Origin of the sequence: Spirillospora sp. NPDC000708 (assembly GCF_040299565.1) — a bacterium.
In the GTDB taxonomy this organism is placed as follows: domain Bacteria; phylum Actinomycetota; class Actinomycetes; order Streptosporangiales; family Streptosporangiaceae; genus Spirillospora.
In genome coordinates, this window is the sequence record NZ_JBEPCJ010000056.1 from 59,146 (window position 1) to 70,973 (window position 11,828).

The 11,828-nt window shown below is 71.0% G+C and carries 10 protein-coding genes and 1 tRNA gene; 5 read left to right on the forward strand and 6 right to left on the reverse strand.

Annotation, left to right across the window (positions count from 1 at the left end; genetic code table 11):
* Entirely contained in the window at positions 1–759 is a 759-nt protein-coding gene (ppgK, locus tag ABT299_RS32655) for a polyphosphate--glucose phosphotransferase (RefSeq protein WP_190862273.1), read from the reverse strand.
* 132 nt (positions 760–891) lie between these two features.
* Between ppgK and sthA the strand changes: the two genes are divergently transcribed.
* Positions 892–2,304, forward strand: coding sequence for a Si-specific NAD(P)(+) transhydrogenase (sthA, locus tag ABT299_RS32660; RefSeq protein WP_190862235.1), 1,413 nt, complete (start codon positions 892–894; stop codon positions 2,302–2,304).
* Here sthA and ABT299_RS32665 read toward each other — a convergent pair whose 3' ends face one another.
* On the reverse strand, positions 2,305–2,718 hold the full coding sequence (locus tag ABT299_RS32665) for an SsgA family sporulation/cell division regulator (protein WP_151541842.1): 414 nt from the start codon (positions 2,716–2,718) through the stop codon (positions 2,305–2,307). It lies immediately after the preceding gene.
* Positions 2,719–3,045: 327 nt separating this feature from the next.
* Here ABT299_RS32665 and ABT299_RS32670 point away from each other — a divergent pair, with 327 nt between their 5' ends.
* The 3 genes from ABT299_RS32670 (at position 3,046) to ABT299_RS32680 (ending at position 4,625) form a co-directional block, all read left to right on the forward strand.
* Positions 3,046–3,423, forward strand: a complete 378-nt coding sequence (locus ABT299_RS32670; RefSeq protein ID WP_347256916.1) for a PGPGW domain-containing protein — start codon at positions 3,046–3,048, stop codon at positions 3,421–3,423.
* 24 nt (positions 3,424–3,447) lie between these two features.
* Positions 3,448–4,473, forward strand: coding sequence for an ABC-2 transporter permease (locus tag ABT299_RS32675; RefSeq protein ID WP_433152567.1), 1,026 nt, complete (start codon positions 3,448–3,450; stop codon positions 4,471–4,473).
* Between the two features lie 80 nt (positions 4,474–4,553).
* A tRNA-Val gene (locus ABT299_RS32680) sits at positions 4,554–4,625 on the forward strand.
* A 394-nt stretch (positions 4,626–5,019) separates the two neighbouring features.
* Here the strand turns inward: ABT299_RS32680 and ABT299_RS32685 are convergent.
* The 3 genes from ABT299_RS32685 to ABT299_RS32695 are packed head-to-tail and all read right to left on the reverse strand — an operon-like array spanning position 5,020 to position 9,861.
* Entirely contained in the window at positions 5,020–5,511 is a 492-nt protein-coding gene (locus ABT299_RS32685) for a hypothetical protein (protein ID WP_500253087.1), read from the reverse strand.
* A gap of 2 nt (positions 5,512–5,513) precedes the next feature.
* Entirely contained in the window at positions 5,514–8,822 is a 3,309-nt protein-coding gene (locus tag ABT299_RS32690; protein ID WP_500253088.1) for a CHAT domain-containing protein, read from the reverse strand.
* Positions 8,806–9,861 carry a hypothetical protein gene (locus ABT299_RS32695; RefSeq protein ID WP_500253089.1) on the reverse strand — a complete coding sequence of 352 codons (1,056 nt, stop codon included), beginning with the start codon at positions 9,859–9,861 and terminating at the stop codon, positions 8,806–8,808. The genes ABT299_RS32690 and ABT299_RS32695 overlap by 17 nt, the downstream gene beginning before the upstream one ends.
* A gap of 434 nt (positions 9,862–10,295) precedes the next feature.
* Between ABT299_RS32695 and ABT299_RS32700 the strand changes: the two genes are divergently transcribed.
* Positions 10,296–10,622, forward strand: a complete 327-nt coding sequence (locus tag ABT299_RS32700) for a hypothetical protein (RefSeq protein ID WP_500253090.1) — start codon at positions 10,296–10,298, stop codon at positions 10,620–10,622.
* Between the two features lie 79 nt (positions 10,623–10,701).
* Here ABT299_RS32700 and ABT299_RS32705 read toward each other — a convergent pair whose 3' ends face one another.
* Positions 10,702–11,637 carry an aldo/keto reductase gene (locus tag ABT299_RS32705; RefSeq protein WP_500253091.1) on the reverse strand — a complete coding sequence of 312 codons (936 nt, stop codon included), beginning with the start codon at positions 11,635–11,637 and terminating at the stop codon, positions 10,702–10,704.
* Between the last annotated feature and the right edge of the window lie 191 nt (positions 11,638–11,828).

Genomic DNA, 11,828 nt, shown 5'->3' on the forward strand with positions numbered 1-11,828 from the left:
TCAGCGGGCGGCCTCGGCCGGATGCGCCGCGGCCGCCGCCATCGCCGCGCCGACGATCCCGGCGTTGTTCACCAGCCGCGCCGGGACGATCGGCGCCCGCACGCCCTCGATCAGCGGGACGAACCGGTCCGCCTTCTTGCTCACCCCGCCGCCCACGATGATCAGCGACGGCGAGATCAGCGCCTCCAGCCGCGCCATGTACTCGCTCAGTCGCTTCGCCCACCGCTCCCAGCCGAGGTCGTGCTCCTCGCGGGCCTTCGCCGACGCCCGCACCTCGGCGTCCTTCCCGCGGATCTCGATGTGCCCGAACTCGGTGTTCGGCACCAGCACCCCGTCGGTGAACAGCGCGCTGCCGATGCCCGTCCCGAGCGTCAGCACCACCACCGTGCCCTTGCGATCGCGTCCCGCGCCGAGCCGCATCTCCGCGACCCCGGCCGCGTCCGCGTCGTTCAGCAGGGTGATGTCCCGCCCGGTCGCGTCCGCCATGAGCGACGCCGCGTCCAGCCCCAGCCAGCGCTCCGACACGTTCGCCGCCGACAGCGTCACCCCGTCGATCACCACGCCCGGGTAGGTGACGCCGACCGGCCCGTCCCACCCGAAGTGCCGGACCACGTCGGCGACCACCTCGGCCACCGGGCCGGGCTCGGACGGCTGCGGCGTCGCGACCCGGTACCGGTCCTCGGCCAGCTCCCCGGTGGACAGGTCGACCGGGGCGCCCTTGATCCCCGACCCGCCGATGTCGATCCCCAGCATCCGCATGCTCATGACCTACCCCTGCCCCCGCTTCCTGATCTCCCTGTGTCCGCTCGACGGCCAGGGTAGGCCGTGAAGATCGCGATTCGTCCCCGGGAAACCCTTATGCCGGGCGCGGCCCCCGGTCAGACTGGAAACGTGAATGACTTCGATCTCCTCGTCCTCGGTTCGGGCCCCGGCGGGCAGCGGGCGGCCATCGCCGCCGCCAAGCTCGGCCGGAAGGTGGCCGTCGTCGATCGCCGCGAGATGATGGGCGGGGTCTGCATCAACACCGGGACGATCCCGTCCAAGACCCTCCGCGAGGCCGTCCTCTACCTCACAGGCCTCAACCAGCGCGAGCTGTACGGCCAGAGCTACCGGGTCAAGGACGACATCACGGTCGCCGACCTCGGCATGCGGACCCAGCACGTCATCGGCCGGGAGACCGACGTGATCCGCAGCCAGCTGGCCCGCAACCACGTCACCGTGCTGCCGGGCACCGGCCGGTTCGTCGAGCCGAACGCGGTCGCCGTCTCCGGCGGCCGGGAGCCGGGCGGGCGGGAGCAGAAGGTCACCGCCGACCGCATCGTGATCGCGACCGGCACCCGCCCCGCGCGCCCGGAGAGCGTCGCGTTCGACGAGAAGACGATCATCGACTCGGACGGCATCATCAACCTGGACCACGTCCCCGAGACGATGGTCGTGGTCGGCGCCGGGGTCATCGGCATCGAGTACGCCTCGATGTTCGCCGCGCTCGGCACCAAGGTCACCGTGGTCGAGCGGCGCGAGCGGATGCTGGAGTTCTGCGACCTGGAGATCGTCGAGGCCCTCAAGTACCACCTGCGCGACCTCGCGGTCACCTTCCGGTTCGGGGAGACCGTCGCGTCCGTCGAGCGGATGGCGCGCGGCGCGATCACCGTGCTGGAGAGCGGCAAGCGCATCCCCGCCGACACCGTGATGTACTCCGCCGGGCGCCAGGGCATGACGGACGGCCTGCAGCTGGAGGCGGCGGGGCTCGCCGCGGACCGCCGCGGCCGCATCAAGGTGGACGAGCACTACCGCACCGAGGTCCCGCACATCTACGCCGTCGGCGACGTGATCGGCTTCCCGTCCCTGGCGGCCACCTCGATGGAGCAGGGACGCCTCGCGGCCCACCACGCGTGCGGCGAGCCGGTGTCGGACATCATCGACCTGCAGCCGATCGGGATCTACACCATCCCGGAGATCAGCTTCGTCGGCCGTACCGAGGACGCCCTGACCGAGGCCAAGGTGCCCTTCGAGGTCGGCGTGTCGCGCTACCGCGAGCTGGCCCGCGGCCAGATCATCGGCGATTCCTACGGGATGCTCAAGCTCCTGGTCTCCCCGGACGACCGCAGGCTCCTCGGCGTGCACGTCTTCGGCACCGGGGCCACGGAGCTGGTGCACATCGGGCAGACGGTCATGGGCCTGGGCGGCACCGTCGACTACCTGGTCAACGCGGTGTTCAACTACCCCACGCTGGCCGAGTCGTACAAGGTCGCCGCCCTGGACGCGATGAACAAGATGCGCCACATGGCCCGGCTGTCAGAGTGATCACGACGGCCAGAGCAGGTTCTCCAGCTCGTCGTCGATGTCGATGAACTCGCTCTCCTCCCCGGCCGGGACGGCCTGGTAGGTGCGGTGCAGGAAGTCGGCCAGGGGCGGGAGCGGCACCTCGAACAGGGCGTTGCCGAACGGCGACGACAACGCGATGTTCAACGTCCCGTCGTCCCGGGCCGGCCAGACCTCGACGTCCCCGTCCCCGACCTTGCGCACGATCCCCACGGTGAGCAGCTCCCGTGCGAAGATCCACTCCACCGGCTCGTCGTCGCCCACGTAGAACGCCATCCGGATCGCGTACGGGTCGTCGGCCGCGTACTCCAGCCCGGCGAGCAGGGGAACGCTCGTGCGGTCGGGGACGACGAGACGAAGGCCCAGCTCCGCTGAGACTGTGGTACTGCTGTTCATGGCCATTCCCTCTAACGTCGGTCCCGCTGGCTCGCGGGGTGCTCCGGTGAGTGCTTCTCCCTCACACGGATGTCCCCCCGATCTATGACGCCTAACTGCCGCGCCGCGGTCCGACATTCCATGCCCCCCGGGTGGTGTGATCCATCTCACGCTCGCAAAACCGGCTCCTGACCTGCGCAAAAGCCGATCTTCGCCAGAAGGCCGACGTCCGCCGCGGACCCGCCGCGGCCGGGTAGGCTCGCACCGTGAGGCGGCGATCTTCTGGCCAAGGGTAAAACTGTGACAATTAATGATGAAAAGGACGCTCCACCGGGCGAATCCGGCCCCGTGCGGCGCTTCCGCGAGACCATCCGGCGCAACCCGATCCTCAACACCGCCTGGCGCGCGGGCGTCTTCGCGGTCGGCGCGACCGTCCTCGCCGGCGGCCTCGTCATGATGGTCACCCCCGGCCCCGGCATCGTCGGGATCGTCCTCGGCCTGGCCATCCTCGCCACCGAGTTCGCCTGGGCCCAGACCGCCCTGCACCGCGCCAAGGCCGCCGCCGAGCGCGCCAAGGAGAAGGCCCTCGACCCCCGCAAACGCCGCCGCAACACCGTCCTCGGCGCCACCGGAGGCGTCCTCGCCGGCGCCCTCGTCGTCGGCTACCTCGCCGCCTACGGCTTCGCCCTGCCGTGGAACGTCGAGGACCTCACCTTCTGGAACTGACCTCCGATCACCTAGCGTGATCACATGGATCACGCCCGTCACCGGTCGGTACGCGAGCACTGGACGGCCTTCCGGGAGTCCCCGTTCCTCCCCGCCGTCGTCCTGCTGTTCATCCTCGCCGCCGCCGCGGGCCTTTTCGCCGGCTCCTACTGCTACGCGATGGCCAACCCCGCCCCCCGCCACGTCCCCATGGCCGTCACCGGCCACGGGGAGTCCGCCCACCTCGTCCAGGCCCTCGACGCGGGCCTCGACACCTCCCTGTCCATCCGCCACTACGCCACCTACGCCGCCGCCCGCGCCGCCGTCGACGAGCAGCGCGAGTTCGCGATCCTCGTCCTGCAGGGCGACCGCGCCCAACTGGACGTCGCGGCCGCCGCCGGCGCCTCGGTCTCCCGCCTGCTCACCCAGGCCGCCCCGATCGCCGGCCAGAAGACCGGCGTGCCCCTCACCGTCCGCGACATCAAGCCGCTCCAGCCCACCGACCCCCAGGGCTTGGCGATCTTCTACATCTCCCTCGCCTCGGTGATCATCGGCTTCGTGGGCGCCATCCAGCTCAGCGTGCACGCCCGCGCCCTCAACGCCGGCGAGCGCATCTCCTTCATCGCCGCCTACGCCGTCCTCGGCGGCCTGGCGATCTGCGCCGTCGTCGACGGCCTCCTCGGCGTCCTGGACCTCCCCTTCAAGGAGTCCTGGGGCATCTGCGCCCTCACCATGTTCACCAGCGGCATGGTCTTCACGATGTTCAACACCCTCGTCGGCCGCTGGGCCATGATCCCCACCTGGGGCCTGATGGTCCTGATCGGCAACCCGTCCTCCGGCGGCGCCGTCTCCTGGCCCCTGCTGCCGTCCCCCCTCGGCCTGATCGGCCGCTGGCTCCCGCCCGGCGCGTCCGTGAACGCCCAGCACACCGCCATCTACTTCCACTCCCACCAGCACGTCCTGCCGTTCATCGTGCTGGCCGCCTGGTCCCTGGTCGCCACCACGATCTTCGTCGTCTGGCGCCACCGCCACCCCGGCGGCCGCGACACCGCCCCCGCCCACGCCCGCTGATCGCCGCGCTCGATGAGCGAGCACCCCCCGACATGCGCTAGAGTTTCGGACGTCGGAACGCCCCACGGGACGTTCCGCCGGGGCGATTAGCTCAGTGGGAGAGCGCTTCGTTCACACCGAAGAGGTCACTGGTTCGAACCCAGTATCGCCCACCCCTACTACACAGGCCCTCCCGCGAGTACGCGAGAGGGCCTCAGTGATCGAGTGGGAGGATTTTGGGAGATCACCTCCCTCCCGCCCAAACGAGGTCACAGGTTCACCTCCCAGTTTCCATCACTCTCCGTAGCGACTCGGCGTGGTGTCTCGCCTCGACTGTCCCGGCCCTCGGGAGCTATGCGCTCACGAGGTGGATCGCAGAGCGCCCCTTCTTTCGGAAGCCCTCCAGGAGCCCGTTGAGCACAGGCACGGGTGAAGTGCTGCTGAACTTGAGCCTTTCTTCCAGCGAGTTCTCCCAGCGACGTGACCGAAGTCCGTCACTGCCGACGGTCCCTTTCAACGGCGGATCGCGGTGCGCTGGTTCAGTCACGACGGGGCGTTCTGAAGGGTTCATAGGTTCAGGAAGCGCGTGATGATGTCCAGGACGCGGCCCATGCCCTGGGTGCCCCGGATGTCCAGGTCGATCTGGAGGTCGTCGCCGTCCTCCTTCCTCGTGCGGCGAAAGCTGAACCTGGGGCGCAGGATCGCTGCCGACGTCGCTATCGCCAGGACGCTCAGGGCGGTGTCGTGGTCGATCGGCAGGGTGCGTTCGGATTCGGCTCTGGCAATGGCGGCGTCGATGGCCGGGCGGGTCTCCGGGACGGCCTCCGCCAGCGCCGCGATCAGGGCGCGGACGTCGCCGTCTCCGGGCGCGGCGGGCGGGGGGCCGGCGGTGGCCGCCAGCTCGCCGAGGAACGCGCGGTCGGCGCTGACGCGGGCGTCGATCTCGTCCTGGGTGACCGCCGGGACCTCGCTGTCATCGAAGCGGCTGAACAGGTGCTGCAGGACCTGCGCCACCTGCGCGTCGGTGAGCGAGGCGAGGGCGGGTTCGAGCTCGGGCATGGTCAGACCCCCGTCAGTTTGAAGGCGGCCCAGTGGTAGGGGTGCCGCCAGGCGTCGCCGGACTGGTATATCGTCCGCTGCGCTTCGGTGAAGGCGCGCGCCTTGGTGGCGCCGCCCTTCAGGTAGGACTCGTAGAAGCGGGCGATCAGTTCCGTCGATGAGCGCAGGTCGACGTCCCACATTGGGGCGAGGACGCTGTCGGCGCCCGCGAGCAGGGCGGCCCGCGCGGGCCCCCACTGGTCGTCGCCGGCGGAGACGACGACGCGTCCGAGCGAGCACGCCTGGAAGGTGACGTGAGCGGCGGCCATCGCACCGCCGAGCAGGTCGCGCCCGGACAGCCGGCCGTCGTCGGTCCGGGTCCGGGCGAGGGCCAGGCCGGAGTCCATCGCCTCGGCGTTGTCGCGGTACCAGCCATGAGCCAGGACGTGGACGAGGTCGGTCTTCGCGAGGACGGACATCACCTCGTCCGGTGTGGCGTCGCGCGCGGACGGCTCGTCCACGCGGACGCCGGAGCCGCGCAGCGCCGCGGCGATCCGCTCCCGGCAGCCGGTGAACTGCTCCACCTCGGCGGCCCGCGCCGGGACGGCCGCGACCGCGGCGGTGGCGACAGCCGACGGGCGCTCCGCGGCGCGGCGCAGCAGGTCCTCGGCGACGCCGATGCTGGGCACGTAGGTCAGGGCCGGGTTGCGGCCGGTCTCCCACAGCTCCGGCAGCAGCAGGGCGTGCACGGGGATGTTGTGCCAGGCCGCGTGCGGGGCGATCATGATGAGCGGTGCGTCCCGGAGGATCGGGACGAGTTCATGCAGCCACGATCCGAGGTCCCGGACGGGGGCGTAGAGCCGGTCGTCCATGGCGAACGGGCGGTCGGGGTCGATGCGGCCGTGCAGGCCCGTGCCGGAGAACGCCGCCTGCAGAGACATAGCCGCGCGGGTGAGGCCGTCCAGCGGTACATCGATCTGGAGGCTGGCGGTGCGGCCGGGCGTCAGGCAGATCACGTAGCTGACGTCGCGGGCGGCGTAGAAGGACAGCAGCGCGGTCCCCTCGGGGAGCCGGGAGCGCAGCGCGGTCAGGTCGAAGTCGGGGAACGCGTCGGCGAACACGCGCAGGTCCTGGGGGCCGGACGGGTCGGCCGCCTCGGGCGGGAGGAGGGGCTCGGGGGCGAGACGGCGCCGGGCGGTGCGGCCGGCGGTGACCTCGTCCTCCGCGGCGGGGAGGTCGAGCGTCCAGGTCAGGCGTTCGTCCAGGCCCTCGTCAGCGCCGCGGACCGGCGCGTAGACCAGGGCGCCGTCGGGCTCGGTGCGCAGCCCGCGGCTGAGGTCGCGCCGGAACCAGCGGCCCTTGGCGCTCTCGGTGACGAGGATGCGGATACGGCCGGTGAAACGGGTGTCGGGGTTGTCCCCCTCCTGCAGGATCATCAGCACGGACAGGTAGTGCAGTCGCGCCAGGGCGTCGATGGCGAGCCATCCGGTGTGCCGTTCGCCGGGACGCGGCTGCCGGATCCGCTGCCGGTCAGCGGCCAGCTGGATCCGGTGGGCGAGGAGGGCGTTAGTGAAGGCCTCGTAGGCGTCGCTCTGCCCGGCGAGCTGGTCGGCGCGCAGGGCGAGGTACACGCAGGCGCGGTCCCCCTCCAGCCCTTCGCTTTCGGGCCCGGTGAGCGCCTCGGTGTAGCGGTCCGCCCAGGCGGGGTCCTGGTCGGCGAGCTTGCAGAGCGCCATGAGCCGGAACACCACCGCGCTCTGCCGCAGCGGCCCGTGCGGTTCCAGGGCCGGGTCGGCGAGCAGCCCGGCGAGGCCTGCCGCCGCGGCCTCGTGCTCACCGGCCAGGTCGCGCAGCCGCCACCGGTAGACGGCGACGGCGAGGCGGGCCCAGCCGCTGCGCTCGGCGGGTTCGGCGGCGACGAGCCCGGCGGCGCGGTCGAGGCGGCGGGCCGCCTTGCCCAGCAGCGCGGCCATCTCGGGTTCGAGTTCCCGGCGGAACAGGCCTTCCGGTTCGTGGTCGCCCATGAGCCGGACGGTCGTCGTCACGTAGTCGAGGTTCAGGTCGCGTTCCAGGACGGGGTCGTCGAAGGGCGCGTCGATGGCGAGGGCCTGCTCGTAGTGCAGCAGCGACTCGGCGCGCTGGGTGAGGGACTCGCACGCCATGGCGGCCAGCCTCAGCAGGTGCCGCCTTAAGTCGTGCTCGGCGAACCGCTCGGCGAGTGAGGCCGCGTTGGTCGCGACCCATTCGGCCAGGTCCGGATGCTCGCCTTGGTACAGCGCGTACCCGACGACCAACGCGCCTCCGAGCGTGCCCCGGGCGTCTTCGGCGGTGTCCGGGCGGGCCATCCGGACGTGGAAGGCGAACTGGCGGAACGCCTCCTCCAGCCGGTCGTCCTGCGCGAGCTGGACGGCGCTGCGCAGGTACTCGGCGGCGTACATCCGCTGCCGGGCGTCCCAGGCCGCCGCGAACGTCTCGACGACGACGTCGCTCGGCGGCCATGCGTCCCGGGTCGCGGACGTCCAGGGCTCGTCGTCGTCGCGGCGGTAGTGGACGGCGTGCCCGCCGTCGCCGTCCAGGCCGCGCCACCGGTACGTCAGCCCGGCGTGCCGGTGGACGGTCGTCGCGGTCAGGACGGCGCGGCCGAACTCGGCGGGCGTCAGCTCGGCGGGCGAGGATGCCGACGCCAGCGCTTCAGGCACGAACGTCCAGGGGGCGACGGGCACGGGAGGTTCGGCGAGCCAGCTCAGGCCGTCCGAGGACTCGGGCGCGGCCATCACGTCGTGGAAGAGGCGGCGCAGCCTGGCACCCGGGTCGCCGTCCGTCACCACCCAGTGGCTGCGATCCCCGGTGACCAGCGCGAACCGCTGCGGGCGGCCGACGAATCGTCCCGAGACGACGTACGCGACCGCCAGGGTCCACGGCACCCGGTACGGGCCGCGCGCGGTCACGGGCTCCGTGGTGTCGGCGAGGGCGTTCCCGGCGAGCACCCGCGGATCCGGCGGATCGGGCAGGACGTACGGCAGCGACCGGTACTGCCCTTCGGCGTCGGCCTGTTCGAGCAGGACGAGCGCTTCGGCGGCCGTGCCACCGGACCGCTCGGAGGCTTTCCCAGCGTCCTCGCCCCACAGACCGGCGAAGAGGTCGGCGAGGATGTCCGCCGGCATCGTCGTGTAGGGCACGGTCCGCCCGGGAGACGCGATCACCACAAGGTGATGGGTGCGGTCCCGGCGCTGTGCCGTGAACACGACCGCCTCCCGGTCGTCCTCGGCGCGCAGGGTGAGGACCTGGCGGGCGTTCTGGAACCGCGGTGCGCTCCTACGGAAGATCGGCATTGAGCTCCTCGGCCCTGTCCAGGACGGCCCGCATCGTGTCGAGGGCCGGGGCGCCGGCTCGGGCGGACGCGGTGGCGGCCCGCCCGAGCCGCAGGGCCTCGTCCAGGTCCCCCGGTTCGCCATAGACCGTGTACCGGTCGGTGAGCAGGCTCACCAGCAGGACCTTGTGCTGCAGCGCAATCGGGCGGGCGGGGTCGGTGAGGCCGACCGCCTCCCGGGACGCGAGCACGGCCTCCTCGAAGAGGTCGAGGTCGCGGGTCAGGTCGGCGAGCGAGTCCAGCGACAGCGCCAGGTTGTGCAGGCACCCCGCCAGTGACGGGTCGGAGGGGCGCGCCGCGTCCACCGCGGCGCGGTTCGCCTCCACCGCCCGGTCGAGGTCGGCGCGCTCGCCGGCCACCATGTACCGCCGCCACGAGATCAGCCCGAGCCGCGACAGCGGCACCGGCCCGCGCGCCTCCGCCGCGGCCTCGGCGGCCACGGCGACGGCCCGGTCGAGGTATTCCTGCTCGTCCTCGTGCTGGTACCGGAGGTCGAGGGCGACGGCCAGCTCCGACGCCAGCAGCGGACGCACGGGGTGATCGCGCGGCAGCATGACCGTCGCCGCGTCGGCGATGCGCGTGGCGGCCTCGGCGTAGTCGGCGTGCTCGGGTCCGGCGGAGACCAGGCCGGCCACGCTGTCGAGCAGCTCGTCCGGGGCCTGCGCGACGAGGCTCGACTGGGTGAAGCCGTCCCCGACCTCCCGCAGTGTGCGCCAGAGCGGCTGCGGGACCGCCGCGCGGTCGGCCGCGTACACCGGCGCCAGCAAGGCCAGCACGGCGACGAAGTCGGGGTTGTCGGTGCCGCGGCCCCGGCCGACCACGCTCAGGTACCGCTTCCAGTACAGCCGTCCCGCCGCCGCCAGGCCCGGCAGCGCGTCGGAGGGATGCTCGCGCGCGTACTCCACCAGCTCGGCCGCGTCGCGGACGGCCTCGTCGTCGAACAGCGGCGCGGCGTCCCCGGACCGCTCGACGGCCGCCAGCCGCCTGCGGACGTTCGACAAGGCGACATCACGCCGAATCCGGTCCACACAGACCTCACCGCCGCCGTTGGGATGTCAGCCGAGTATGTTTCGCGCCGCGCGCCCGCGACAAGGCGAGGAAACCGCAATGGCCTGGTCAGGCCAACCAGTCAAAGGAGCGCTGGCCCCAGCCCGAGCTGACCAACGAGGAACTGCGGGCCGAGGTCAAGGGCGCAAGCGGGCGCCATCCGCGCCGTGATCGACCCAGCCAGACACTCGCTCGTGGACCTTGCTGGCCCCGCACCCGTCACCCTGGCAGGTCTGTCGAGTACTCGTGGAAGTAGGATGATCTTGGCGAGGGTGGAGGACGATGGGGATGCTGTGGCTGGGCTGGTTGCTAGGCCGCGTCCGGTAGAGCTTGATCCTCGGTACTGTCGGCCTGGCGGGTGTTGGTCTGGGAACGTCAATATGACCGGGTGGACTTCATCGAGCTCGTCATCGATCGGCCGTTGCCAGAAGGAGTCGACCGTGATGATGTCGAGGACGACCTGAACGAGGCATTGGCGGGTCGAGGTGAAGTGAGCGGTGCTGGTACGGGGCTCGGCTTCTCCAACCTCGACGTGGACGTCGATCCGGCGGCTGACCGTGAAGAGGCGCTCGGCGCCGTCTTTGAGGTGCTGGCGAGACTCCAAGTTGGCGACGCGGTTCGGATACGGCCGGGTGACAGCGTTGTGTGGATCCGCCTTAGCGGATGGGCGCCAACTATCAAGCCGGAGGACCAAGATCCACCGGACAAACCCTAGCCCGCCGCCAGTACGTCGAGCAGGCGCGAGTGGACCTGTTCGCTGTCCAGAGCGAGCGACACCGTTGTCCGGCGGCCGATCATGGAAGGCGGTGGCCAGCGGCCCGGAAGAGGTCGTACCACTCGGCACGGGTGAGAGGGAGATCGGAGCCCTGGGCCGCCCCAGCTACTCGGTCGGGAGTGGTGGTGCCGAGGACGACCTGCATACGGGCGGGGTGCCGGGTGATCCACGCGGTGGCGATCGCGATGGGCGGCACGCCGTACTCGGCGGCGAGCCGGTCAATGACCGTGTTGAGTTCGGCGTGCTCGGGCGCACCAAGGAAGACCCCATCGACGCGCCCGGACTGGAACGGGGACCAGGCCTGAACGGTGATGTCGTGGAGTCGGCAGTAATCGATGACTCCGCCGCCGTCGAGCGTCACCGACTCAGGTTCACCCACCATGTTGGCCGTCAGGCCCTGCGCGATGATCGGCGCGTGGGTGATCGACAACTGGAGCTGGTTGACAACGATGGGCTGGCGTACGTGGCGCCGGAGCAGCTCGATCTGGCCGGGAGTGTGGTTGGAGACACCGAACGCCCGCACCTTCCCGGAGGCATCCAATTCGTCGAAGGCCCGAGCGACCTCTTCGGGCTCGACGAGCGCGTCGGGCCGGTGCAAGAGCAGGATGTCGATGCGATCTGTGTCCAAGGCGCGTAGCGATTCTTCGACCGCCGCGATGACATGCTCGTAGGAGTGGTCGTAGTAGGGACCTCTTCCGACGATGCCCACTTTGGTTTGGATGGTGACGGCGTCGCGTTCGGAGGCGGTGAACCGCATGGCCTCGGCGAATCGCCGTTCGCACTCGTGCGGCGACCGGCCGTAGATATCGGCGTGGTCGACGAAGTCGATGCCGACTTCCTGGGCGGCGCGCACGAGCGCGCGGATCTCCGTGTCGCTCTTTTCTGCTATGCGCATGAGGCCGAGCACGACATTCGGGACGGAGATTTCCGTCCCAGGCAGGGTGAACCTCTTCACTGGCTGGGTTGTCCTTTCAGTTGCGGCGCTTCCGCCGTACGAGCAGTCATCGCCCTGAAGTAGATGATCTGAATCTCTCTTAGTGCGTGTTTGAGAAGGATCTTGTTATAGGTATTCGAGGGGGCGCCGGGCTTGGCGGATGACGGGCTGTCCGCCGCGGGCCAGGCGGCGGGTCATGAGGCCGATGGCTG

Coding starts and splice junctions, on each gene's coding strand:
- ppgK (WP_190862273.1), bottom strand. CDS start 759: ATGCGGATGCTGGGGATCGACATCGGCGGGTCGGGGATCAAGGGCGCC.
- ABT299_RS32665 (WP_151541842.1), bottom strand. CDS start 2,718: ATGAACAGCAGTACCACAGTCTCAGCGGAGCTGGGCCTTCGTCTCGTC.
- ABT299_RS32675 (WP_433152567.1), top strand. CDS start 3,448: ATGGATCACGCCCGTCACCGGTCGGTACGCGAGCACTGGACGGCCTTC.
- ABT299_RS32685 (WP_500253087.1), bottom strand. CDS start 5,511: ATGCCCGAGCTCGAACCCGCCCTCGCCTCGCTCACCGACGCGCAGGTG.
- ABT299_RS32690 (WP_500253088.1), bottom strand. CDS start 8,822: ATGCCGATCTTCCGTAGGAGCGCACCGCGGTTCCAGAACGCCCGCCAG.